Origin of the sequence: Streptomyces sp. SirexAA-E (assembly GCF_000177195.2) — a bacterium.
GTDB lineage: Bacteria > Actinomycetota > Actinomycetes > Streptomycetales > Streptomycetaceae > Streptomyces > Streptomyces flavovirens.
The window spans coordinates 7090458-7112672 of record NC_015953.1 but is presented as its reverse complement, the minus strand read 5'-3'; the positions used below and the strand labels follow the sequence as shown (position 1 = coordinate 7112672).

Below are 22215 nucleotides of genomic sequence, written 5' to 3'. Positions count from 1 at the left end.
TCCCGCAGCACCACGTGTTGTACCCCGTATCAAGGCCCCATGTGAAGGAGGAGACGTGCGGCTCGACATCGAAGGCGTTTCGGTCGAGGTGGCCGGCACGCGGCTCGTGGACGAGGTCACCCTCGGCGCGGCCACCGGAACCTTCGTGGGACTGGTCGGGCCCAACGGCAGCGGGAAGTCGACGCTGCTGCGGTGCGTCTACCGGGCGCGACGTCCCGACGCGGGAGTCGTCAGGGTCGAGAGCGAGGACGTGCACCGCATGGCGCCCCGGGCCGCGGCGCGCCTGCTCGCCGCGCTGCCGCAGGAGTCGGCCGCGGACTTCGACTTCACGGTCACCGAGGTCGTCGCGATGGGCCGCCTGCCGCACCGCGAGCGCACCGCCGCAGGCGACCGGCAGATCGTCCTGCGGTCCTTGGAGCAGGCAGGGGTGGCGCACCTCGCCACGCGCGGCTTCCTGTCGCTCTCCGGCGGGGAGAAGCAGCGGGTGCTCATCGCCCGCGCGCTCACCCAGCAGCCGCGCGTCCTCGTCCTGGACGAACCCACGAACCACCTCGACATAGCCCACCAGCTCGACGTGCTGCGCCGGGTCCGCACCAGCGGCCCGACCGTGCTCGCCGCCCTGCACGACCTCAACCTCGCCGCCGCCCACTGCGACCGGCTGCACGTCCTGCACGGCGGCCGCGTCGTCGCCTCGGGCCCTCCGGCCGAGGTCCTGTCCCCCGCGCTGCTCGCCGAGGTCTTCGGCGTGAGGGCGCACCGGGTGCGCCACCCCGGAACGGGCGCCACCCAGTTCCTCTTCGATCCGCTGACTCCCTGACACCCCCGGAAGGCCCCTGTGCACAAGCTCGTGTCCACCGCCTCGCTCGGCCTCGCCGCCGTCCTCACCCTGACCGGCTGCGGCGCGAAAGTCGTACCCGCCGACAAGAACACCGAGCCGCAGGCCGTGACCGTCACCAACTGCGGCGAGAAGGTCACTTACGACAAGCGCCCCGAGCGGGTGGTGACCAACGACGTCGGCATCACCGAGCTCATGTTCGCGCTCGGCCTGGAGGACCACATGGCGGGCTACGTCATGCCCGCCGACAAAGGCTCCGTCGACGGCCTGCCCTACGGGGACGCGTACGACAAGGTGAAGTGGCTCTCCAAGGACCGCGTCACCAAGGAGATGGCCCTCTCCGCACACGCGGACCTCGTCTTCGCGGGCTGGAACTACGGCTTCAACGAGAACGCGCTGACGCCGGAGGAGCTGCACGAGGCGGGCATCGACACGTATCTGCTCACGGAGTCCTGCCGCAACGCCCGCACCGGCACCTCGCGCGGCATCATGCCGCCGCTCGACGCGCTCTACACGGACCTGGAGAACCTCGGCAGGATCTTCGGCGTCGAGGAGCGCGCGCAGAAGCTGATCACGCAGTACAAGGCAACGGTTGCCGACGTCCACGCGAAGGCCCCCAAGGACGCGGACAGGCCCTCGGTGTTCCTCTACGACAGCGGCCAGGACCAGCCCTTCACCTCGGGGCGCTATGCCGCACCCGAGCAGATCATCAGCGAGGCCGGGGGCGTCAACCTCCTGCACGACCTCAAGGACTCATGGACGACGGTCGGCTGGGAGACGGTCGTGAAGAGGAACCCGGACGTCATCGTGATCAACGACTACGGCTCGACGAGCGGGCAGCAGAAGAAGGATTTCCTGCTCTCCTACCCGCCGCTGCGCAACGTCTCCGCGGTCAAGCACAAGCGGATCTACACGCTGGACTACGCCGATCTCGTCGAGAGCCCCCGCAACCCTTCGGCCATCGAGCGGCTCGGCGCGTATCTGCGCCAGGTGGCCGACGGTTCCTGAGCGCACGGGCCGGGGCGGGTCCGCCCCGGACAACGCCCCTCGCGTAGTCGGTGCCGGGCCACCGACTACGCGAGGGCACGAGGACGAGGTTGGTCGGCACGGCACCGCTCCGAGCGCCGTAGGCGGCCGGGCCGGCAGCACACCGGCCGGTCGCCGGGAGGGCGGGAGGTGAGCGCGCCTGCCGCACGCCGGGGGGACGGGCCGGCTCGCGATCCCGTCCACTCTGCCTCGCCCGGCCGTGCCCGTCCGGGCTCCTCCGCGTGCCGCCCACGCGCGGAGAGGAGAACGTGGACGCATGGCCGGCACGGCAGTCACCGTCACGGCGGGCACGGGTGAGCGCACGGGCACCCCCCGCTCCGTCCGGACGCCGCGGTGCGCCGGCCAGGATGCGGGCCGCGCGTCCGTGCGGGCCCGGTCCGCTGACGGATCCGCTGTGCCGCCGGGGCCCGGTGGCGCCGCGCGGTGTGAGGCCGTCGTCTCAGCTGGTGGAGCTTCATCCGCGCGTAACCGGGCACTGGTGCGAGGGCGGCCGGCCGAGCAGAGGACGCGACCGGCCCCATGGATGAAGGACATGTGATGACTGAGGACCCCGTACGACGCCCCGTCGTGCCCGAGGCCACGCCCCGGCCCGGCGCAGCCGACGAGTTCGACGCCCGTTCCCTGCGCGCCGAGACCGCGGCGCGCTTCACCGCGGCGGCCGCCGCGATCGACGCGGGCGATCTGAGCTTCCCGCTGCCGGGCGGCGGGGCGACCGCCGAGCGTTTCGCCGCGCTACGGGCCGTGGCCGAGGACGATCTGTGCCTCGCCCGGCTGGTGGAGGGCCACGTCGACGCGTTGGCCGTGCTCGCCGAACTGGGCGGGCCCGCCCCCGCGCCCGGCCGGCGCTGGGGGGTATGGGCGGCCGAGCCCCCGGGCGAGGGACTCACCGCCGTCCGGGACCGGGACGGGCGGTGGAGCCTGAGCGGGCTCAAGCAGTACTGCTCCGGAGCGCACAGCTGCACGCACGCGCTGGTCACCGCCCGCGCCGAGGACGGCCGCCGCCTCTTCGCCGTCGCCTTGACACGAGGGACGTACGAGCCGGTGGAGGGCACCTGGCAGGCGCTCGGTATGGCCGGCTCGGACACGCCGGACGTACGGTTCCACGCGGCCGCGGCCGAACCGGTCGGGGACGTCGAGGGATATGTGAACCGGCCCGGCTTCCAGCACGGCGGCATCGGGGTGGCCGCCTGCTGGCTCGGCGGAGCGCACGCCGTGGCCCGCTCGCTGCGCGCGGCCGGCCGCCGAGGCAGCGGTCCGCACACCGACGCCCACCTCGGTGCCGTCGACATCGACCTGCACACGGCGGGTCTGGTCCTGGAGGACGCGGCGGCCGGGATCGACGCCGACCCGATGGACCGCAAGGGCGGGGCACGGCTGCGCGGCCTGCGTGCACGGGCGTTCGTCGAGGCCGTCTGCGAGCGCACCCTCAGCCATGTGGGCCGGGCCACCGGGGCGGGGCCGCTCTGTCACGACCGGCGGCACGCGCGCGACGTCGCCGACCTCACCGTGTACATCCGCCAGCACCACGCCGAGCGCGACCTCGCCGACATCGGCGCCCTCGTCAGCGGCAGGGACGAACGATGACCGATCTCACCGACGGCACACCTCCGTACGCGGACGCCATTCAGGCTCCCGGTACCGACGAGGGCGTATGGGAGACGTGGCCGGGCTGGGAGAGCCTGCCTGAGTTCACGCTTCCGCCCCCGGGCAGGGTCGTCGTGGTGGCCGCCCACCCCGACGACGAGGTCCTCGGTCTCGGCGGTACGATCGCCCGGCTCGCCGCCGCCGGGCACGGCCTCACCGTGGTCTCAGTGACGGACGGGGAGGGCTCCCACCCTCACAGCAGAGTCCTGCGCCCCCACGACCTCTCCCGTGTCCGCGCCGAGGAGATCCGCACCGCCCTGGACCGGCTCGGCGCCCCTGACGCGGAGATCGCGCGGCTGCACGTCCCCGACTCCGGCGTGGGCCGCCACGAGGAAGAGGTACGACGGGCTCTCGTCCCGCTCTGTTCCGGCGCCGCCCTGGTCGCTGCGCCGTGGACGGCCGATGTGCACAGCGACCACGAGGCGGCCGGTCGTGCGGCACGGGCAGCGGCAGCCGAGAGCGGCGTCCCGTTCGTGGAGTACCCCGTGTGGCTGTGGCACTGGGGGCGACCGGAGGACCCCCGGGTGCCCTGGGACCGGGCCGCACGGCTCCCCCTGTCCGCGGAGGTCCAGGCCCGGAAACGGCACGCCGTCGCTGCCTTCGTCTCGCAGATCCGGCCCCTGGGCCCAGGGCCGGAGGAAGCGGCCGTCCTGCCTCCCGAGGAGCTCGCCCACCACCTGCGACCCCGTGAGGTGGTGTTCCTGTGAGCACCCCCGCCGGATACTTCGAGGACATGTACCAGGGCGTGGACGATCCCTGGCATCTCAAGGAGCGCTGGTACGAGCAGCGCAAATACGCACTGACCCTCGCCTCGCTGCCCAAGCCCCTGTTCCGTAGCGCCTTCGAACCCGGCTGCTCGGTGGGCCAGTTGACCCGGCTTCTGGCTCCGCGCTGCGAGCGCCTGCTCGCCGCCGACCGGATCGCCTCCGCCGTGGACACCACGCGGCGGCGCACCGCGGACCTCGCCCAGGTGGAGGTTGCCCGGCTCGCCGTGCCCGAGGAGTGGCCGGAGGGACGCTTCGACCTCATCGTGCTGTCCGAACTGCTCTACTACTTCGACGAGCCGCAGCTGGCCGAGCTGCTGTCACGGACCACCGGCTCGCTGGAACCGGGCGGGACGCTGGTCACGGTGCACTGGAACCACCCGGTTCCTGAACACCTCTACACCGGAACACAGTTGGCCGACCGGCTCACACAGGAGCCCGGTCTGCTGCTGCGGGCCGAGCACATGGAGGAGGACTTCGTCCTGCAGACCTTCAGCCGCGTCCTGCCCGGTGGGGCCGCACCCCTCTCACCCGCCGCCGCCGAGGGGCTCGTATGACGGACATCGCGGGCATGGCGGTGGTGATACCCGCGCACAACGAGCAGACGCTCCTTCCCGCGGCGCTCTCCGCCGTGTCCCGGGCCGCCCGGCACCCCGCCCTCGCGTCCACCCGGCTGCTCGTGGTGGTCGCCGCGGACGCCTGCACCGACGGGACGCGAACCGTCGCACGGCGGGCCGGCGCTCTGGTCGTCCCGCTGCACGCCCGCAACCCCGGGCGTGCCAGAGCCGCCGGCGTCGCACTGGCGCTCCGCACCCTCCGCCTGGACCCCCGGGAATGTGTGGATCGCGTCCACCGACGCCGACAGCGAGGTCCCGCCCGGTTGGCTCGCCCATCAGCGGGCCCGCGCCGAGCAGGGCTGGGACGCGGTGGTGGGCACCGTCCGCCCCCAGGGGTGGCCTCCCGCGCTCGCCGACGTGATCCGCGCCCACCTACGGGAGTACGAGGCCGCCGGGCGCCACCCTGGAGGCGCGTCGGACCTCCACCCGCATGTCCACGGAGCCAACCTCGGGGTGCGAGCCGACGCCTACCTGCGGTGCGGGGGCTACCCTGCGCTCACCGCCGGAGAGGACCACGCATTGGTCAGCGCCCTCGAGACGGGCGGCCACCGCGTGCTGCGCACCAGGCGCCACCCGGTCCTCACCTCGGCGCGCCTGACGGCACGCGCCCAGGGCGGCTACGGCGACCACCTCGGCCGGCTCGCGGAGCGCGTCCACCTGCCGGGCTGAGGGCGTGACGGGGAGCGCGCCCGGCCGGTGCGTCGCCGGTATGCCGGTGAACCCGTCGCGGCGGCTCCGCCCTCCTCGGGTCAGCCGTCCGGCTCGCCGCCCTGCGGGGCGCGAGCCGTCGCGACGATCCGCTCCAACGCCGCGGCGTGGCGTCGGAACTCCTGCCGGCCGTCAGGCGTGAGCCGTATCAGGGTGCGGCGCCCGCCGGCGTGCTTGTCCTTGCGGACCTCTACGTACCCCTTGGCCGCAAGGGAGGAAAGGTGCTTGGAGAGCGCCGAGTCGCTGGTGGGGATCGCGTCCCGCAGGAAACCGAACTCCGTCCAGCTCGTCGGTGCCAGCAGCGCGACGATCGCAAGGCGCGCGGGGACATGCAGGAACTCGTTGAAGCCGTCATCCATCAGCGACGCCTGCTCCCGTCGATTCCACGCAGTTCACGCGCCACGACCGTGGCTCCCCACCTGTGCGCGGTCAGCACACCCGCCACGCACAGAGCCGCGGCCGACACCATGTGCGGGGCCGGTACGCCGACGGCGCCCGCAACGTCCGAAAGCAACCGGAACAGTCCCACCAGCCCCAGCCCGGCCGCTGCCCCGAGGAGCGCGCCCCTGTAGGTGAGGGGCATGCGGACGGGTGCTCTGCGCAGGTAGACCGCGATCGTGCCCATGGCCAGTAGCAGCGAGGGGAGAAGTACCGCCCCGCCCCATGGATTCGGCAGGTCGTAGGAGGCGAACGCCATGAACACAAGCAGCGCCTCGGCAAGAAGGTAGGGCCAGGAGAGTCCGTGGCGCACGTGCTCGGCACGGGCCTGCGCGCCTCGGCGCCGGACATCGTCCAGTGCGTCCTGCACCTCGTGAAACGTCATGCGACTCCCCCGCCCTCGCCCGGCCGTGTTCTTTCCTCTCGGGAAAGTACCACGTACTTTCCCAAGAGGAAAGAACACGGCGCGCGGCCGCTTCGGCTCACGCGAGCCCGCGTGGCCGGCGATCACCCAGGGATCGTCGCCTGAACCCGCGGACCAGGGTGCCGACCGCCAGCCGCGCGGGGTGCGACGACCGGATCACCTCAGCGCAGGGCCGCCATGCCGGCCAAGAAGATGTCGACGCCGGCGATGAACTGGTCGCGGTCGCTGTGCTCGCGCAACCGTGTTGTCGCCGCGTGCACGAACGGGTACCGGTCGGGGTCCAGTTGCGCCCATCGTTCGGCGGCGTCGTCCAGGAAGGCCGCCCGATCCGTATCGCCACCGGCAAGGCGCCGAGCGTTCTCGGCGTTCTGCCCGGCAACGCCCATGACGTAGTTCACGAGCGCGCCGGCCGCGTCGAAGCGCGCCGACTCGGGGACGTCGAGGGCGTCCAGGAGCCTGCCGATGCTCTCGTAGAAGTCCAGCATCGCGGGCCGCCACGGCTGCCGGGACAGCTCGGCGCCCACCCAGGGGTGCGCGTCGATCGCGTCGAACAGACCCAGCGCGAGACGGCGCAGAGCCTTCTGCGGGTCCGCGTCGCCGACCACGCCGGCCAGCACCCGGACGACGACGTCATCAGTGGCCGCCGCGAGGACGTCGCCCTTGTCCGCGACGTGGTGGTAGATCGCCCCGTAACCCGTGCGCAGACGAACGGTGAGGGCGCGCAACGTCAGCGCGCTCTCGCCGCCACCGTCCAGGAGCTCGGTCGCCGCCTGGACGATCACATCCCTGGACAGGCCCTCCGTACGCCGCGGGGCCCGCGCCGACCCCTTCGCAGTCTTCTTCACCATGCCCCGAGTATCGCATGCATGGATCGGCACTCCAAAGCCGTGCTAGCTTTATTGGAGCGGCGATCCAAAGCGCATCCGGTGCGGATCGACAGGCTTTATCGACAAGCTTTCGGAGGAAGACCATGACGACACCGGTCACGATCATCGGAGCGGGTCTGGGCGGCCTGGTGCTGGCCCGCGTGCTGCACGTGCACGGCATCGAGGCCACGGTCCACGAGGCGGATCCCTCGCCGGACGCCCGCCGCCAGGGCGGCCTGCTCGACCTCCACCCCGGAAGCGGGCAGGCGGCGCTGAAGTCCGCGGGCCTGTTCGAGGGGTTCCGCAAGCTGGTCCTGCCCGGCCGTGAGACGTACCGGGTCCTGGATCAGGCGGGAAACGTGCTGCTCGACCTGCCCGACGACGGCACGGGCGAGCGCCCCGAGGCGCCGCGCGGCGAGCTGCGGCAGCTGCTGCTCGACTCGCTGCCCGACGGTACCGTCCGATGGGGGCACAAGGTCACCGCGGTGCGAGCACTCGGCGAGGGCCGCCACGAGGTGAGCTTCGCCGACGGCACCACCGTCGTCGCGGGCCTGCTCGTCGGCGCCGACGGGGCATGGTCGCGGGTACGCTCGCTGCTCTCCGAAGCGCCTCCCCAGTACGTCGGCGTCTGCAGTGTGGAAACGTTTCTTTTCGACTGCGACACCCGCCACCCCGCCTCCGCGGAGGCGGTCGGAGCCGGGTCGCTGTTCGCGCTCGCTCCCGGGAGGGGACTGCTGGCCCACCGCGAGGGCGGCGGAACCCTGCACACCTACGCGCAGCTGAGGAAGCCCCAGGAATGGTTCGCCCACCTCGACACCGCCGATGCCGCGGCCCTGACCGCCAGGATGGCGAGGGAGTTCGACGGCTGGGCCCCTGAGCTCACCGCCCTGATCACCGACAGCGACACCCCGCCGGTCCTGCGCCCCGTCTTCACGCTGCCCGCCGGACACCGGTGGGACCGCGTACCGGGGGTGACCCTGCTCGGCGACGCCGCCCACCTGAGGGCGCCCAACGGCGAAGGCGCCAACCTGGCCATGCAGGACGGCGCCGAGCTCGGCCAAGCCCTCGCCGCCCACCCTGACGCGGTGGAAGCCGCGCTCACCGCGCACGAACAGAGCATGTTCGCCCGCGTCGCCGCCGCAGAAGCGGACGACGACGACTTCTACACGATCATGATCGATGACCACGCACCCCACAGCCTGCTCGCCCTCATGACCGGAACTGAGCTTGCTTCGTGACTCACGCCACGGATCTACCACGGCTGGGTCATCACGCCTACGGACGAGGGCTGCCACGTCCTGACCGACAAGAACCCCGGAACCCTCCACCGCCACCCACCAGCACCGGGGCGGGGCCTGGCAGAAGCCGCCGAGGCGCAGGCAGCACACGGCCCGCACCCGGGAAGGTAGAGGCGCGGCACAGACCGAGCAGCAACCCCGCGCCGCAGGGTCCTTCGGCACCGGCGGCCCTCCGTCGGCCAGACGGTCCTTCGAGCCCCCGGCATCGCAAACGTTCAGCGCACCGAAGGGCCTTCATGATCTTGGTGACCGCCGCCCGGCAAGGATGGTGCGCCCGCCGCTCGACTGCTCCCCGCTGTGCGCCGGCCCGCGCATGTCCTGCACGGGAGCGCGGAGAAGGCGGAGGGGCGCAGGCGCGGACCATGCCCCGCGCGTACCTGCGGCGACAGCGCCCTGATCCGGCCGAGAAGCTGGTGCGCGCGGAGGACCACCGACCTGGCGAATGGATGGTCGCCAAGCCCCTGTTGGCTCTGTACGGCCTCTGCACGCTCCGCGGGCTCGATGCCGACGAACGGAGGACTTCGCCGTAAACGGCTGCTGTCGCTTCGAACGGTCTCTGCTGCCGTGACGGCGCGGCGCCCTCACGGCAGCAGCGTGACGGCTGTTTGATCGGGTGCAGAGCTTGGGCGCGGGGGGCCGACATACTTGCGGCCGCGGTGCTGTCTGCGACCGGTGCTCCCCCAGAGCTTCGCCTCGGAGGTGCCTCCATGCGTATGCGGACGTCCCTACGCCTTGCGACGCACCGCATCTGACGCCGCACGCCGATCCACCAGGTATGGCGGGATGACGGGACAGCCCCTCAGGGGTATTGACCCGCGGGCCGTATCACCGCGATGGCCCTTCGCCGATACGGCCCGCGACGAAAGTCGGCCGGGACCCGCGCTCCCCCGCGTACCGGGCACCGGGCACCGACGGCGCTACGACCCTGCCGTCACGTCCTACGCGTGGCTCCGGTGCCCCCAGCTGTACACGGGGTCGGATCCGTCACGTCGCGACGCGACCCAGTCGGGGGCCAGGCCCTCGAGCATGCGGACGACGCGCGACTCGTCGAATACGACGACCCGGTCGGCGATGCCCCAGGCACCGTCGCGGCGCTCGAACCGGTCGACGTATCGGCAGCGGATGATCGCCAGGTCCTGATCCCCGCCGGGTTCGGTGGGTGCCTGCCGCAGGAAGCACAGACAGTACGACTCGACGTCGGCGCTGTGCTCCCCCGTGAACTCCACCAGCACGTTGGAGATGAAGTGCTGGGAGGAGTCGATGGTGCGGTGCCGGGCGCGGATGTCCTCGATGAGCCCGGCGGCGTCCCCCGTGTACCCGCCGTGGACATCGACCGCGTCGTCGAAGTAGCAGGCCGCGATGGCGTCGTAGTCCAGTCGGTCCACCGCCCGTGCGTAGCGGAACAGGACGTTCTGGATCTCGAATCGGTCGTCTGCGCGGCTCATGCGGGGCCCTCCTCGGTCCGGGATGCCGACTCGGCCGCACGGGCGGCCGCCTCGCGGCCGGCGACCCGGCCGAGCACCAGTGCGTGGGCGACGGAGTTGCCACCGCCGACGTAGCGTTCGCCGAGGATTCCGCCGGCGGCCTCGCCTGCCGCGTACAGCCCTGGCAGGGCCCGGCCGTCGGTGCCCAGCACTCGGGTCCGGGCGTCCACCTCGAGGCCGGTGTGGGTGCAGACCAGCTCGGCGGGGAGCATCCGCACCGCGAAGAACGGTCCGTGCGCGATGGGGGCGAGGTACGGGTCGGCGCCCTTGGCGGCGAGGGATTCGTGGCGCAGGTAGTCCTCGTCGGTGCCGTCGGCGAACAGGGCGTTGAAGCGGGTGACGCTTGCGCTCAGGTGATCCGGGGGTACGTCCATCAGGCCGGCGAGTTCCTCAAGGGTGTCGGCGCGCAGGACGGTGCCCTTGGCGACCTCCTCCAGGATCCGGTCGGCGTCCCAGTCGGCGTAGCCGGGGGGCAGCGACGTGCGGGCGTCGTCGTCGAACACGGACCAGACCCAGCCGCCGTGGTCCTTGAGGATGCCCGGACTGACGGCGTACGGGGCGTCCTCGTCCATGCAGCGTCGGCCGTCGAGGCCGACATGGATGCGGGAGGCGGGCGGGAATCCGCTCTGCCAGTGGTGGTATCGCTGGAATTCGGCGGTCACCAGGAGCAGGCCCCACCCCTGGCCGAACAGTGCGAGGCCGTGCCGCTCGGCGATGCCGACGTGGTCGCCCCGTGAGCCGGGCGCGGCCACCACGAACAGCGCGTCCCCGGCGGTCTCGGCGTCGGGGAGGAACCGGCGGACCAGGTCGGCGTCGGCCGCGAGGCCGCCGCTGGCGATGACGACGGCCGGTGCGGTCGCCTCCTCACCGTCCAGGAGGACGCCGCGGACGGCGCCGTCCCGTACCACCAGGTCCTCCACCCGGCTGCCGAGGGCCAGGTCCACGTGGAGACGTGCGCGGGCCTTGTCGAGTACCTGCACCAGTCCGTAGCCCTGGTCCTTGGGGACGTGGCCTCGCCAGACGTCCTCCACGCCGGCCCGGGTGAGGCCCGGCTCGTGGGCGCTGCGCGAGACCTGGGCGGGTATTTCGACGCCCAGTTCGAGCAGCCACTCGACGGTGCTGCTGGATTCCTCGCAGAACATCCTGACGGGGCCGGGACGGACCCGCCAGCCGTTGAGATCCATGTAGTGCTGGAACATGCGGAGCGGCGAGTCGTCGACGCCGAGGCTGTTCTGGACGCTGGTGGCCGAGGCGGTCAGCAGCCCGGCGGAGAGCTGGGTGGATCCGCCGATCTCGTCCTCGGCCTCCAGCAGCAGCACGCGTGCGCCCGCCTGGGCGGCCGAGACGGAGGCCGCCAGGCCGGCGCCGCCGGCGCCGACCACGATGACGTCGTAGTCGTGTGCGGTGTCGTGGGGCTCAGACATGCTGCGACCCGCCGTCCACCGGGATGCTGATGCCGGTGATGTACCGGGCGCTGTCGGAGAGGAGGAAGTACAGGGCGGCGAAGACCTCCATGGGCGCGCCGATCCGGCGCAGCGGAACCGTGGTGAGCGCGCGGTCCATCGCTGCCCGGTCCTCGCGGATCCAGCGGGTCATCTCGGTGTCGATGTAGCCCGGTGCGATGGAGTTGACGCGGATGTTGTCGGGGCCGAGTTCGACGGCCATGCAGGTGGTGAGGTGCCGTACGGCGGCCTTCGAGGAGTTGTACGTGGCGCGGGTGGGCCGTGCGCGGACGGCGGCGACCGAGGACATGTTGACGATCGCGCCGCCCCCGACGGTGCGGAAGTGGCGGGCGGCCGCCTGCCCGCCGTACACGACGCCGTTGACGTTGACGCCGTAGGTGAGCGCGAGCTGCTGGGGTGTGATGTCGGTGAACTCGGCCTGCGGGAAGACGCCGGCGTTGTTGACCCACAGGTCGAGCCGGCCGAACTCACGCAGGGCGGTGGCCACCAGTTCGTCGCCGGCGGCCGGGTCGGTGACGTCGGCGCCGACGCCGACCACGCGGCCCGCGCCGCTGGTGCCGGCGAGGCGTGCGTTGATCTTCTCGGCGACGGAGGCCATCTCCTCCTGGTCGAGGTCACCGCCGACGCCGTTGACGCCTCGGCGTGCCAGCTCCTCCAGGAAGAGTGCGCCCATGCCTCGGCCGGCGCCGGTCACGACGACGGTGCGGCCGACCAGTTCGGGGTTGATCGCGGGGAGGGCGTCGTGGTTGACACGGCCGGGGTTGTCGTCGGGTGCCTGGGTGGTGCTCATGGGAGATCCTTCAGGTGGGGTGGGGTGGGTTGCGGACCGGTGCCGACGCGCGTCGGTCGTCGGCGCGCCGGTCTCGGGCCGGTCTCGGTGGGGGCGGTTCACGGCTTGTCGGCCAGTCCCGCGAGGATGCGGTGGTAGAGCCCGCCGGACGTCAGTCCGCCGTCGACGACGACTTCCTCGCCCGTGATGTACGTGGAGTCGTCGGACAGCAGGAACGCGACCACGCGCGCGATCTCCTGGGGAGTCGCGAGTCGGCCGGCCGGGACCGACCGCAGGCTCTCGTCCACGAAGGAGGTGTCGGGGGCCTGGTGGAGCAGGGGGGTAGAGGTGAGGCCCGGGTGCAGCGAGTTCACGCGGATGCCGTGCGCGGCGAGTTCGAGCGCGCCGACCTTCGACAGCCCGCGGACGCCCCATTTGCTGGTGCCGTACGTGGCGGAGAAGTAGCCGACCATCCCGGCGACGGACGAGACGTTCACGACTGCGGCCCCGCCGTCCTGGGCCCCTCGCGCGAGTGCGGGGGTGAGTGTCTTGAGACCGTAGAAGACGCTGGAGAGGTTGATGTCCATGACGCGCTGCCACTGTTCGACGGTGGTGTCGGCGATGCCGGCGCGCAGGCTGACGCCGGCGTTGTTGACCAGGCCGTGGAGCGGCCCGGCGGCCTCCACCTCGTCGGCCAGCGCACTCCAGGAGTCGGCGTCGGCGACGTCCAGGTGGACGGCCTGCCCCGACCCGCCGACCGCCGCGAGTTCGGCGACGAGCGCCTCGGCGGCGGCCACGTCGATGTCGGCGGCCCAGAGGTGCGCCCCCTCGGAGGCCAGTGCCAGGCAGTCGGCCCGTCCCAGGCCCCCGGCGGCTCCGGTGACCAGGACCGCGCGGCCTTCGAACCTGCGTCGGCCGGTCTGTGCGCGGTTCACAGTTCCAGCTCCGTTCCGCGGGTCTCCTTGAGGAAGAAGGTGGCGACGAAGGTCATGAGCGCGGTGGCGATCAGGTATCCCGCCGGCGCCAGGTTGTTGTCGGTGGTGTTGATCAGGAGCGTGGCGATGAAGGGCGCCGTGCCTCCCAGTGCCATGTTGGTGACGTTGTTGCTCATCGCGATGCCGCTGTAGCGGTAGCGCGCCCGGAAGATCTCGGCGTAGGCGGCGAACGAGACGCCGTTGACCAGGCCGATGAAGAAGGTCAGAGAGCACTGGGCGAGGACGGCGGCCACCGGGCTGCCGTCGCGCATCACCATGAAGGCCGGGAGGGAGACGAGGGCGGTGACGCCGCTTCCGAAGAAGAACACGGGCCGGCGGCCGATGCGGTCGCCGACGTATCCGGCGATGGGCAGGCTGATCACCGCGGCGACCATGGCGATGCAGGTGGAGGTGAACGCGAAGTCGGCCGAGCGCCCCCCTTCGGTCTGGAGGTAGCTGGCGGCGTACACGCCGGCCACGTAGTAGCCGCCGACGATCAGCGCCCCGAGGAAGGTGACCAGCACGATCTGGCGCCACGCGTGGGTGAACACGTCGGCGATGGGGTACTTCGCCACCTCGACCGAGTCGCTCTCCTGGACGGCCTCGAACTGCTCGGTCTCGGGCAGTTGCCTGCGGATGTAGAGGCCGATCAGGCCGATCACCGCGCTGAGGAGGAAGGGGATGCGCCAGGCCCAGTCGTGCAGGGTGTCCTCGCTGACGGCCGAGGTCAGCACCAGGGCGACCAGCGAGGCGACCAGCGAGCCGAGGTAGGTGCCGGTGTTGACGAACGAGGTGTGGAACGCCCGCCGGTGGGCCGGGGCGTGCTCGGACACGAAGGCGTTCGCACCGCCGAGTTCGCCGCCGGCCGCGAAGCCCTGGAGGCAGCGGCACAGCACCAGGAGGCAGGTCGCCCAGATGCCGAGCGTGGCGTACGAGGGGATCAGCCCGATGCCGGTGGTGGCGACGGCCATCAGCAGGATGGTCCAGGTGAGCGCCTTCTTGCGGCCGTACTTGTCGCCCATGTGTCCGAAGAGGATGCCTCCGGGCGCCCGGAGGAAGAAGGCGACCGCGAACGCGGCGAAGGTGGAGAGCAGCGCCGAGTTCGGGTCGCTCTCGACGAAGAAGTGCGCCGCGAGCAGGGTGGCCATGTAGCCGTAGATGCCGAAGTCGTAGTACTCGACGACGGTCCCGAGGATCGCCGCTCGGATGACTTTCAGTGTGGCGGCGGGGTTCGTGCCGTCCTTGGACGACGCCTCCCCTGGTCGGTTCGTCGGCGTCGGTTCGGCTGCCAGGTCTGCCATGGATCGGTCCTTAGAACGCGCGAAAGCTTGAGTGGGCACTGAATGCCATGGGGACCGTCGGAGCGCGGTCGCTGTCACATGTCTGAGGCAGTGCGGGGCGGGACGGGTACCGGTGGGCTCGGCCGGAGGGAGTGCCGGTCGTCGCCCGCTTCCCTCGCCGACACTCCGGGGCCGTCGGGCCGGAAGGCGTCGATCCGGCCGGGCGTCGCCGTGGGAGTGTCGTGACACGTGCGGGCACGGCCCGGGTCGTTCAGGCCGCGGCGTCAGGCCTGGGGGTCGGCAGGGGCTCCGTCGCGGCGTACCACGCGGGCGACGATCCGCCAGCCGCTGCCGTCGTGGACGACCCGGTCGGTGAGTGTGGTGAACCGTTCGGTGTGCGGTGTACCGCCGCCGGGTGTCGCGACGATCTGCAGATACGCCTCCACCCGCACGGTTCCGGCTCCGTCGTCGCCGGTCAGGGCCACATTGCTGACCACGTGCCGTCGTACCACGCCGTCGGCGGCGCAGTCGGCGGCGAACCGTTCCGCGAACGCGGTCAGCGCGGCGGTGCCGGTCACCGGGGCGGGATAGGAGGGCGAGGTGAAACTGCCGTCCGCGGTGAAGGTCGCTGCCCATTCCGCGGCGCGACCACCGTCGATGAGGTGACTCTGGAGGTGGTACAGCTGGTGGATTTCGGCCAGCCGGGCGCTGGCGGCAGGCGCGGGCGCATTGGGGTTCATACGAAGATCCGTTCGGCTCGTGTCCTACTCCGGCAGTCGTCCAGCCGCTGAAGAGGAGAGCTTGCGACACATCGAGATTGTGTGCGATATTCGCACCGCCTGTGCGAATAATGGGAGCATAGGTAGCTGGCTGAAACCCGTCAAGGGATGAATTCGTGACTTCACCTTCGCCGACCCGGTCGGTCCCCGAACTCGATGCGGGTATGTCCAAGACGCTCCACCACGGACTGCTGCTGCTCAGAGTCCTCTCGGAGCATCCGCAGGGCCTGACCGTCAGCGAGCTGGCGGACGCCATCTCGGTGCACCGCACAGTCGCGCACCGCCTGGTGCGGACCCTCGAGGCACACCAGCTGTGCCGCCGCGACCACCAGCGCCGGATCGTCCTGGGTACGGGCCTGGTGTCGCTGGCCGAACCCGTACAGCAGGATCTACGCGCGCTGGCCCGTCCGATCCTGGACGAGCTGGCCGAAAGCACCCGGGCCACCGCACACCTGCTGGTCCAGGAGGGCGACGCCCAGATGCGCGCCCTCATGGTGGTGGAACCGCGCGGCGCCCTGGTCCACGTGTCCTTCCGGCCCGGTCAGACCCACTCCATCGAGCAGGGTTCCGGCGGCGTCGCCGTACTCGCCCACGGCCCGTACCGGGAGGGCGAGCGCCTGGAGGTCACCGAGGCCCGCGCCAAGGGGTACGCGGTGACCACGGGCGAAGTCATCCCCGCCGTGACCGGCGTCTCCGCCGCCGTTCCGTCGGGCAACGGGACGGCGGCGGCCAGCATCGGCGTCTCGGTCTTCGAGTACACCGACCTCGACCAGCTCGGCACCATGGTCTCCCGTGCCGCGAGGAGCCTGGGCGAACTGCTCGACTGAAGGTCCTGACCGATCGGCGCCGGTGGGCGCCGCCCGCGGAGGCCGTGAACGCCGTACCCCAGGGCACGGCGTTCGCGGCGTAGACGAGGCGGGTTCAGGCGCGGCTGAGCCGTGCGAGCCGGGCGGCCGCCTCCCTCACCAGCTCCCCCAGGCGATCGACGTCGACCTCCCCCATGGCGACCGTGCCGACGGACGCGCCGAGCAGGTGCGGCACCTCGAAGCCCGCGGCCACCCCGACGGCTCCGTGCTGAAGCTCCCCGGCGGTCACGCTGTACCCGACGTCCCGTGCCTGTTCGACAGCTTCGGAGTCGTTCTCCGCCGGCGGCTGGAGCGCCAGGATGGCGATGCCGTTGGCTCCCCGGTCCAGCGGGTGACCGGCCCCGATGCGGTAGCTGACCTGGAAGATCGTCTGCCGGGCGGGTTCCGCGGACAGCACGGGGACGCACGCGTCCCCTCCCTGGGCCAGGGAGAGGAAGGCGGCCACCCCGGCGGCGTCGGCGAGTTCCTGGAGAACGGGTCCGGCCGCGCGGATCAGCTGCGGTTGGAAGCGGCTCGCGAAGACGACCGCGCCGGCCCCGAGCCTGATCCTCTTTCCCGGGCCCCGGGTCACCAGCGCGTGCTGTTCGAGCGTGTCGACGACGCGGTACGCGGTCGCCCGGTCGGTGCCGAGCCGTGTCGCGATCTCGGCGACCGTGAGCCCCTCGGGGGCGAGGGAGACGAGGCTGAGGGCACGCAGGCCACGGTCCAGACTCTGCAAGGTGGCCACGTGGGCTTCCTCCTGTGTTCGCTCCGCGGGTCGTAGCGCACCGCGGCTCCGAGCATGGAGTGCGGCCACTCGAAGGTTAATCACCCCCGCCGCCCGGCCTGCCGACGGCTCCCGCGTTCGTCGGCACCGCGGTCGCGCGTACACGGCTCCCACCTCGCGGGAGCAGCGGCACAGCAGCTCTTGACCGCGCTCGGGACGCGAACTATGTTGCATCCAGGTTGCGGACACCGCACACAAATGTGCGCCAGGCGCACACTCGGTCGAAGCGCCTTCAGGACACCTTGCTGGGCGTGTCCTCAGGCCGCACAGCCTGCGCGCACGGCCCGGCGCGGCTCGCGGGCCCTCCCCGCGTCGACACCTGCTCCGGCGCCACCGGCGTCCGCCGCCCCGGGTGTTCACCGCCACAGGGCGAACTGCCGACAGGAGATGGACAGGCATGCCGTACTACCGCATGGCGGGGAACGTCCCGCCCAAGCGCCACACTCAGCACCGCGCACCCGACGGGTCGCTGTACTTCGAGGAGCTGATGGGCGAGGAGGGCTTCTCCTCCGACTCCTCGCTGCTCTACCACGTGAACATCCCGTCCGCGATCGCCGCGTACCGGAGCTGGGAGCTGCCGGACCAGTCGCTCGTCCCGAACCATCCGCTGACACCACGCCACCTCTCCACGCACGACCTCTTCGACGAGGGCGTTTCGGGGGTCGACGCGGTGACCGGCCGGAGGTTGCTGCTGGGCAACGGGGACGTCCGGCTCTCCTACGTCGTCGCCGACGCGACCAGCCCGTACTACCGCAACGCGATCGGCGACGAATGCCTCTACGTCGAGGCCGGAGCGGCTCGGGTCGAGACCGTCTTCGGAGACCTGCCGGTGAATGACGGCGACTACGTCGTCATCCCCCGCGCGACGACGTACCGGATCGTCCCGGACGGTCCGGTACGGCTGTACGCCATCGAGGCCAACTCCCACATCACCCCCGCCAAGCGCTATCTCTCCCGTTACGGGCAGTTCCTGGAGCACGCCCCGTTCTGCGAGAGGGACCTCCGCGGCCCCGAGAACCTCGGGGCCGTGGCGGGGCGGGATGTCGAGGTGTACATCAAGCACCGCGGCAACGGGCCGGGGGGAATCGCGGGCACGGTGCACACGCTGCCGCACCATCCCTTCGACGTCGTCGGCTGGGACGGCTGCCTCTACCCGTACGTCTTCAGCATCCACGACTTCGAGCCCCTCACGGGCCGGGTCCACCAGCCGCCGCCGGCCCACCAGGTGTTCGAGGGCGACAACTTCGTCATCTGCAACTTCGTGCCGCGCAAGGTCGACTACCATCCCCTCGCCATCCCGGTGCCGTACTACCACTCGAACGTGGACTCGGACGAGGTGATGTTCTACTGCGGCGGTGACTACGAGGCCCGCAAGGGGTCCGGGATCGGGCAGGGCTCGATCAGTCTGCACCCCGGCGGCCACCCGCACGGACCGCAGCCCGGCGCCTACGAGCGTGCCATCGGAGCGGAGTTCTTCGACGAGCTGGCGGTCATGGTGGACACCTTCCGGCCGCTGGAACTCGGTGAGGCGGCACGCGACTGCGACGACGGCGTCTACGCGTACTCCTGGGCCAAGGGCGGCAAGGAGGCCGGGAAGTGACGGGCGGTCCTCGCGGCGCCGGAACGGTCCCGCCCGAGCTGTTCGCCTCGTTCTGCGACGACGCCGCGGTGTTTCCGCCCGGTGAGATGCCGCTGGCCGAGGCGGTGCCCGCGCACCTCCGGCACGTCACCGCCGCCCACGCATCGCTCGTGGGGCCCCTCGTGGTTCCGCAGGCACGGCTGGCCGAACTGGCAGAGCTGACGACCGCATACGACGCGGGGTCCCTGGAGCTCGCGGTGACGGTGCCCTCACCCGAGGAGGCGGCCAGGGCACTGGCGTCGGTCAGCACGCTGCGGGCGGCTCGGCCGCGATCCCTCGAAGTCGCCGTTCCCGACGGCATGTCCGCCGCGGAGATCGTGCCCCGGCTGTCCACCGCTTTGTCGGGCTCGGACGACCGCGCCCGGGTGACCGTGTACGTGGAGGTGCCGCGCGACGGACGCCGCGCCGAGCTGATCGCCTCACTGGCGGACTCCCCGTACCTGGCGAAGTTCCGCACCGGCGGCGTGCGGGCCGAGCTGTATCCCGACGAGAGGGAGCTCGCGCGCGCCGTGCGCCTCGCGGTGGGCGCCGAGGTCCCGTTCAAGGCGACGGCGGGGCTGCATCACGCGGTACGCAACACCGATCCGCGGACCCTGTTCGAGCAGCACGGCCACCTCAACCTGCTCGCGGCCACCGGCGCCGCGCTCGACGGCGCCGACGAAGGGGAGATCGCCGCGGTCCTGGCCGAACGCGACGCCGCCGCGGTCGCCGGTCTCGTCGGCGCCCTGTCCCCGGAGGTCCGCAAGGCCTTCCGCTCTTTCGGCACCTGTTCTCTCGCCGAGCCCGTCGGTGAGCTCGCGGCTCTCGGCCTGCTCGGCCCGGACCTGACCAAGGACCTCCTGTGACCGCATCCACCACCGTCCGCCTCGACGTGCCCATAGACGACCTGTTCGGCATCCACAACCTGCCCTACGGGGTGTACTCGCTGCCCGGACGCGCCCCCCGCGTCGGCACGCGTTACGGCGAGCACGTCGTCGACCTGGCGACGCTCCTGGGCGACGACGTGTTCGCGGGCCCGTCGCTCAACCCGTTCATGGCCCAGGGCCACGACCGCTGGGTCCAGGTGCGATCCGCCGTCACCGCCGCGCTGAGCGAGGACGTCCCCCGGGCGGCGGTGCACTCCGCCTCCGACGTCTCCCTTCATCTGCCGTTCGACGTGGCCGACTACGTCGACTTCTACGCATCGGAGCACCACGCCGCCAACCTCGGACGGCTGTTCCGCCCGGACAACCCCGAGCCGCTCATGCCGAACTGGAAGCACCTCCCGGTCGGCTACCACGGCCGGTCCGCCTCGATCGTCGTCTCCGGGACCGACATCATCCGCCCCGCCGGACAGCGCAAGGGCCCGAACGACCCGGCACCGGTCTTCGGACCGTCGGTACGCCTGGACATCGAGGCCGAGCTCGGCTTCGTCGTGGGCACCGGCAGCGCGCTCGGTGAGCCCGTCGCGGCCGGGCGGGCGGAGAAGCACCTCTTCGGCGTCGTCCTCTTCAACGACTGGTCCGCCCGGGACATCCAGGCGTGGGAGTACGTGCCACTCGGACCCAACCTGGGCAAGTCGTTCGCCTCGACCGTCTCCCCCTGGGTCGTTCCGCTGCTGGCCCTGGAGGAAGCCAAGGTGCGCACCCCGGTCCAGGAACCGGAGGTCCTCCCCTACCTCGCGCTCGACGAGCCCTGGGGCCTGGACATCGACCTGGAGGTCGAGTGGAACGGCGAGGTGGTCTCCCGGCCGCCGTACGCCGCCATGTACTGGTCGCCCGCCCAGATGCTGGCCCATCTCACGGTCAACGGAGCACCCACCCGCACCGGGGACCTCTTCGCCTCGGGCACCGTCTCGGGGCCGGCCAAGGAGCAGCGCGGCGCCTTCATCGAGCTGACCTGGGGCGGGGCGGAGCCGGTGACGGTCGCCGGGGAGCGGCGGACGTTCCTGGAAGACGGTGACGAGGTGGTGCTGCGCGCCACCGCCCCCGGAGCGGGCGGCACCCGCATCGGCTTCGGTGAGGCGCGTGGGCGCGTCGTCGCCGCGCGACACGGCCGGGAGGTCTGATGGACAAGGTGGTTCCCTCCGCCGCCGAGGCGGTCGAGGACATCGGTCGCGGAGCGACGCTGGCGGTGGGCGGCTTCGGCCTGTGCGGCATTCCCGCCGTGCTGATCGACGCCGTTCTCCGGTCGGGCGCCGACCGGCTCCAGGTCGTCTCCAACAACGCCGGCGTCGACGACTGGGGACTCGGTCTCCTGCTCGCCGCGGGCCGCATCCGCCGCATCGTCGCCTCCTACGTGGGAGAGAACAAGGAGTTCGCCCGGCAGTATCTCGCCGGTGAACTGGAGGTCGAGCTCACACCCCAGGGAACGCTGGCCGAACGGCTCCGCGCCGGCGGCTCCGGCATTCCCGCGTTCTTCACCGCGACCGGTGTCGGCACGCAGGTGGCCGAGGGCGGCCTGCCCTGGAAGTACGACGGCGCGGGCGGCGTCGAGATCGCCTCACCGGCCAAGCAGACCCAGGAGTTCGACGGCGGCACCTATGTGCTGGAGCACGCCGTGGTGGCGGACGCCGCACTGGTACGGGCCGCCCGTGGAGACCGGCACGGCAACCTGGTGTTCGACAAGGCCGCCCGCAATTTCAACCCCCTGGCCGCCATGGCGGGCCGGATCTGCGTCGCGGAGGTCGAGGAACTGGTCGAGCCCGGCGAACTCGACCCCGACCAGGTGCACCTGCCCGGCGTCTACGTACACCGTGTCGTCGCGCTGTCGCCCGAACAGGCCGCCGACAAGCGGATCGAGAAGAGGACGGTGCGATGAGCTGGACCCGCGAGCAGATGGCAGCGCGTGCCGCGGCGGAACTGTCCGACGGTGACTACGTCAACCTCGGTATCGGTCTGCCCACGCTGGTGCCCAACCACATCCCGGCGGGCGTGGAACTGGTGCTCCAGTCCGAGAACGGCATCCTCGGCACCGGTCCGTACCCGACCGAGGAAGAGGTCGATCCCGACCTGATCAACGCCGGCAAGGAGACCGTCACCGTCCGCGCCGGTGCCTCGTTCTTCGACTCCGCGACCAGCTTCGGCATGATCCGGTCAGGCAAGATCGACGCCGCGATCCTGGGAGCCATGCAGGTATCGGCGAAGGGGGACATCGCGAACTGGATGATCCCCGGAAAGATGGTCAAGGGGATGGGCGGGGCGATGGACCTGGTGCACGGTGCCAGGCGAGTGGTCGTCCTGATGGAGCACGTGGCCCGGGACGGGAGCTTCAAGATCGTCGAGGAGTGTTCCCTGCCCCTCACCGGAAAGAGGGTCGTCCAGCGGATCATCACCGACCTGTGCGTCCTGGACGTCACCGCCACGGGCCTGCACCTGGTCGAACTGGCACCGAACGTCTCCGTCGAGGACGTCAGGGCCAAAACGCAGTGCGAAATCAGTTGCGGGTAGCGAAACCCGTGCGACGGGACAGGCCGTCAGGGGCGGGTCAGGAGACAAGTCGTGGCTTGCATCCATGGAGATCGTCGCTCCGATACGGGTCCCGGTCCGCGCATGTGGCCGGCGATCGCGCACCCG

23 protein-coding genes and 1 pseudogene are annotated in these 22215 nt (G+C 71.5%); 14 read left to right on the top strand and 10 right to left on the bottom strand.

Annotated features, from left to right (window positions below; genetic code table 11):
* Positions 1–55: 55 nt before the first annotated feature.
* From SACTE_RS31075 to SACTE_RS35295, 6 genes are all read left to right on the top strand, one after another.
* Positions 56–817, top strand: a complete 762-nt coding sequence (locus SACTE_RS31075; RefSeq protein WP_014049986.1) for an ABC transporter ATP-binding protein — start codon at positions 56–58, stop codon at positions 815–817.
* An 18-nt stretch (positions 818–835) separates the two neighbouring features.
* Positions 836–1843: an ABC transporter substrate-binding protein gene (locus SACTE_RS31070; protein WP_014049985.1), complete on the top strand. Its 1008-nt coding sequence runs from the start codon at positions 836–838 to the stop codon at positions 1841–1843.
* Between the two features lie 576 nt (positions 1844–2419).
* Positions 2420–3466, top strand: a complete 1047-nt coding sequence (locus SACTE_RS31065; protein ID WP_014049984.1) for an acyl-CoA/acyl-ACP dehydrogenase — start codon at positions 2420–2422, stop codon at positions 3464–3466.
* Positions 3463–4233, top strand: a complete 771-nt coding sequence (locus tag SACTE_RS31060) for a PIG-L family deacetylase (protein WP_014049983.1) — start codon at positions 3463–3465, stop codon at positions 4231–4233. Before SACTE_RS31065 ends, SACTE_RS31060 begins: the two co-directional genes overlap by 4 nt.
* Complete coding sequence (locus SACTE_RS31055) at positions 4230–4847, top strand: SAM-dependent methyltransferase (protein ID WP_014049982.1); 618 nt, start codon at positions 4230–4232, stop codon at positions 4845–4847. Before SACTE_RS31060 ends, SACTE_RS31055 begins: the two co-directional genes overlap by 4 nt.
* 279 nt (positions 4848–5126) lie before the next feature.
* Positions 5127–5576, top strand: coding sequence for a hypothetical protein (locus SACTE_RS35295; protein ID WP_226995196.1), 450 nt, complete (start codon positions 5127–5129; stop codon positions 5574–5576).
* Positions 5577–5656: 80 nt separating this feature from the next.
* On the opposite strand, the gene SACTE_RS31045 is transcribed toward SACTE_RS35295, so the two are convergent.
* From SACTE_RS31045 to SACTE_RS31035, 3 genes are all read right to left on the bottom strand, one after another.
* Positions 5657–5974 (bottom strand): transcriptional regulator, encoded by a 318-nt coding sequence (locus tag SACTE_RS31045; protein ID WP_014049981.1) that lies wholly within the window; start codon positions 5972–5974, stop codon positions 5657–5659.
* Positions 5974–6438, bottom strand: a complete 465-nt coding sequence (locus SACTE_RS31040) for a hypothetical protein (protein WP_014049980.1) — start codon at positions 6436–6438, stop codon at positions 5974–5976. The genes SACTE_RS31045 and SACTE_RS31040 overlap by 1 nt, the downstream gene beginning before the upstream one ends.
* A gap of 200 nt (positions 6439–6638) precedes the next feature.
* Positions 6639–7325: a TetR/AcrR family transcriptional regulator C-terminal domain-containing protein gene (locus tag SACTE_RS31035; RefSeq protein WP_014049979.1), complete on the bottom strand. Its 687-nt coding sequence runs from the start codon at positions 7323–7325 to the stop codon at positions 6639–6641.
* Positions 7326–7447: 122 nt separating this feature from the next.
* On the opposite strand from SACTE_RS31035, the gene SACTE_RS31030 reads away from it, so the two are divergent.
* Positions 7448–8581, top strand: coding sequence for an NAD(P)/FAD-dependent oxidoreductase (locus SACTE_RS31030; protein ID WP_014049978.1), 1134 nt, complete (start codon positions 7448–7450; stop codon positions 8579–8581).
* A 428-nt stretch (positions 8582–9009) separates the two neighbouring features.
* Positions 9010–9171 (top strand): annotated as a pseudogene (locus SACTE_RS35290) (YdcF family protein); the annotation flags it as partial.
* A gap of 408 nt (positions 9172–9579) precedes the next feature.
* Here the strand turns inward: SACTE_RS35290 and SACTE_RS31025 are convergent.
* From SACTE_RS31025 to SACTE_RS31000, 6 genes are all read right to left on the bottom strand, one after another.
* The gene (locus SACTE_RS31025; protein WP_014049976.1) at positions 9580–10086 is read right to left on the bottom strand and encodes a nuclear transport factor 2 family protein; all 507 of its coding nucleotides are present in this window, start codon (positions 10084–10086) and stop codon (positions 9580–9582) included.
* Positions 10083–11549 (bottom strand): FAD-dependent oxidoreductase, encoded by a 1467-nt coding sequence (locus SACTE_RS31020; RefSeq protein WP_014049975.1) that lies wholly within the window; start codon positions 11547–11549, stop codon positions 10083–10085. The genes SACTE_RS31025 and SACTE_RS31020 overlap by 4 nt, the downstream gene beginning before the upstream one ends.
* The gene (locus tag SACTE_RS31015; protein ID WP_014049974.1) at positions 11542–12378 is read right to left on the bottom strand and encodes an SDR family oxidoreductase; all 837 of its coding nucleotides are present in this window, start codon (positions 12376–12378) and stop codon (positions 11542–11544) included. The genes SACTE_RS31020 and SACTE_RS31015 overlap by 8 nt, the downstream gene beginning before the upstream one ends.
* Positions 12379–12476: 98 nt before the next feature.
* The gene (locus tag SACTE_RS31010; RefSeq protein WP_014049973.1) at positions 12477–13292 is read right to left on the bottom strand and encodes an SDR family oxidoreductase; all 816 of its coding nucleotides are present in this window, start codon (positions 13290–13292) and stop codon (positions 12477–12479) included.
* A complete protein-coding gene (locus SACTE_RS31005) occupies positions 13289–14632 on the bottom strand; it encodes an MFS transporter (protein ID WP_014049972.1) in 1344 nt (447 codons plus the stop codon). The genes SACTE_RS31010 and SACTE_RS31005 overlap by 4 nt, the downstream gene beginning before the upstream one ends.
* A gap of 263 nt (positions 14633–14895) precedes the next feature.
* Complete coding sequence (locus SACTE_RS31000; RefSeq protein ID WP_014049971.1) at positions 14896–15351, bottom strand: nuclear transport factor 2 family protein; 456 nt, start codon at positions 15349–15351, stop codon at positions 14896–14898.
* Positions 15352–15554: 203 nt separating this feature from the next.
* On the opposite strand from SACTE_RS31000, the gene SACTE_RS30995 reads away from it, so the two are divergent.
* On the top strand, positions 15555–16217 hold the full coding sequence (locus tag SACTE_RS30995) for a helix-turn-helix domain-containing protein (RefSeq protein ID WP_014049970.1): 663 nt from the start codon (positions 15555–15557) through the stop codon (positions 16215–16217).
* 94 nt (positions 16218–16311) lie between these two features.
* On the opposite strand, the gene SACTE_RS30990 is transcribed toward SACTE_RS30995, so the two are convergent.
* On the bottom strand, positions 16312–16983 hold the full coding sequence (locus SACTE_RS30990) for a helix-turn-helix domain-containing protein (RefSeq protein ID WP_014049969.1): 672 nt from the start codon (positions 16981–16983) through the stop codon (positions 16312–16314).
* 436 nt (positions 16984–17419) lie between these two features.
* Here SACTE_RS30990 and SACTE_RS30985 point away from each other — a divergent pair, with 436 nt between their 5' ends.
* The 5 genes from SACTE_RS30985 to SACTE_RS30965 are packed head-to-tail and all read left to right on the top strand — an operon-like array spanning position 17420 to position 22089.
* Positions 17420–18622, top strand: a complete 1203-nt coding sequence (locus SACTE_RS30985) for a homogentisate 1,2-dioxygenase (protein ID WP_014049968.1) — start codon at positions 17420–17422, stop codon at positions 18620–18622.
* Positions 18619–19506 carry a hypothetical protein gene (locus SACTE_RS30980; protein ID WP_014049967.1) on the top strand — a complete coding sequence of 296 codons (888 nt, stop codon included), beginning with the start codon at positions 18619–18621 and terminating at the stop codon, positions 19504–19506. Before SACTE_RS30985 ends, SACTE_RS30980 begins: the two co-directional genes overlap by 4 nt.
* Positions 19503–20708, top strand: coding sequence for a fumarylacetoacetase (gene fahA / locus SACTE_RS30975; RefSeq protein ID WP_014049966.1), 1206 nt, complete (start codon positions 19503–19505; stop codon positions 20706–20708). Before SACTE_RS30980 ends, fahA begins: the two co-directional genes overlap by 4 nt.
* Positions 20708–21460 carry a CoA transferase subunit A gene (locus SACTE_RS30970; RefSeq protein ID WP_014049965.1) on the top strand — a complete coding sequence of 251 codons (753 nt, stop codon included), beginning with the start codon at positions 20708–20710 and terminating at the stop codon, positions 21458–21460. The genes fahA and SACTE_RS30970 overlap by 1 nt, the downstream gene beginning before the upstream one ends.
* Positions 21457–22089, top strand: a complete 633-nt coding sequence (locus SACTE_RS30965) for a CoA transferase subunit B (protein WP_014049964.1) — start codon at positions 21457–21459, stop codon at positions 22087–22089. Before SACTE_RS30970 ends, SACTE_RS30965 begins: the two co-directional genes overlap by 4 nt.
* Positions 22090–22215: the final 126 nt, after the last annotated feature.

What these genes read in the sequence shown, in the direction of transcription:
- SACTE_RS31040 (WP_014049980.1), bottom strand. Translation starts at nt 6,438, where the DNA reads ATGACGTTTCACGAGGTGCAGGACGCACTGGACGATGTCCGGCGCCGA.
- SACTE_RS31025 (WP_014049976.1), bottom strand. Translation starts at nt 10,086, where the DNA reads ATGAGCCGCGCAGACGACCGATTCGAGATCCAGAACGTCCTGTTCCGC.
- SACTE_RS31045 (WP_014049981.1), bottom strand. Translation starts at nt 5,974, where the DNA reads ATGGATGACGGCTTCAACGAGTTCCTGCATGTCCCCGCGCGCCTTGCG.
- SACTE_RS31015 (WP_014049974.1), bottom strand. Translation starts at nt 12,378, where the DNA reads ATGAGCACCACCCAGGCACCCGACGACAACCCCGGCCGTGTCAACCAC.
- SACTE_RS31035 (WP_014049979.1), bottom strand. Translation starts at nt 7,325, where the DNA reads ATGGTGAAGAAGACTGCGAAGGGGTCGGCGCGGGCCCCGCGGCGTACG.
- SACTE_RS31005 (WP_014049972.1), bottom strand. Translation starts at nt 14,632, where the DNA reads ATGGCAGACCTGGCAGCCGAACCGACGCCGACGAACCGACCAGGGGAG.
- SACTE_RS30995 (WP_014049970.1), top strand. Translation starts at nt 15,555, where the DNA reads ATGTCCAAGACGCTCCACCACGGACTGCTGCTGCTCAGAGTCCTCTCG.
- SACTE_RS30965 (WP_014049964.1), top strand. Translation starts at nt 21,457, where the DNA reads ATGAGCTGGACCCGCGAGCAGATGGCAGCGCGTGCCGCGGCGGAACTG.
- SACTE_RS31060 (WP_014049983.1), top strand. Translation starts at nt 3,463, where the DNA reads ATGACCGATCTCACCGACGGCACACCTCCGTACGCGGACGCCATTCAG.
- SACTE_RS31065 (WP_014049984.1), top strand. Translation starts at nt 2,420, where the DNA reads ATGACTGAGGACCCCGTACGACGCCCCGTCGTGCCCGAGGCCACGCCC.
- SACTE_RS31030 (WP_014049978.1), top strand. Translation starts at nt 7,448, where the DNA reads ATGACGACACCGGTCACGATCATCGGAGCGGGTCTGGGCGGCCTGGTG.
- SACTE_RS31020 (WP_014049975.1), bottom strand. Translation starts at nt 11,549, where the DNA reads ATGTCTGAGCCCCACGACACCGCACACGACTACGACGTCATCGTGGTC.
- SACTE_RS30985 (WP_014049968.1), top strand. Translation starts at nt 17,420, where the DNA reads ATGCCGTACTACCGCATGGCGGGGAACGTCCCGCCCAAGCGCCACACT.
- SACTE_RS31000 (WP_014049971.1), bottom strand. Translation starts at nt 15,351, where the DNA reads ATGAACCCCAATGCGCCCGCGCCTGCCGCCAGCGCCCGGCTGGCCGAA.
- SACTE_RS30970 (WP_014049965.1), top strand. Translation starts at nt 20,708, where the DNA reads ATGGACAAGGTGGTTCCCTCCGCCGCCGAGGCGGTCGAGGACATCGGT.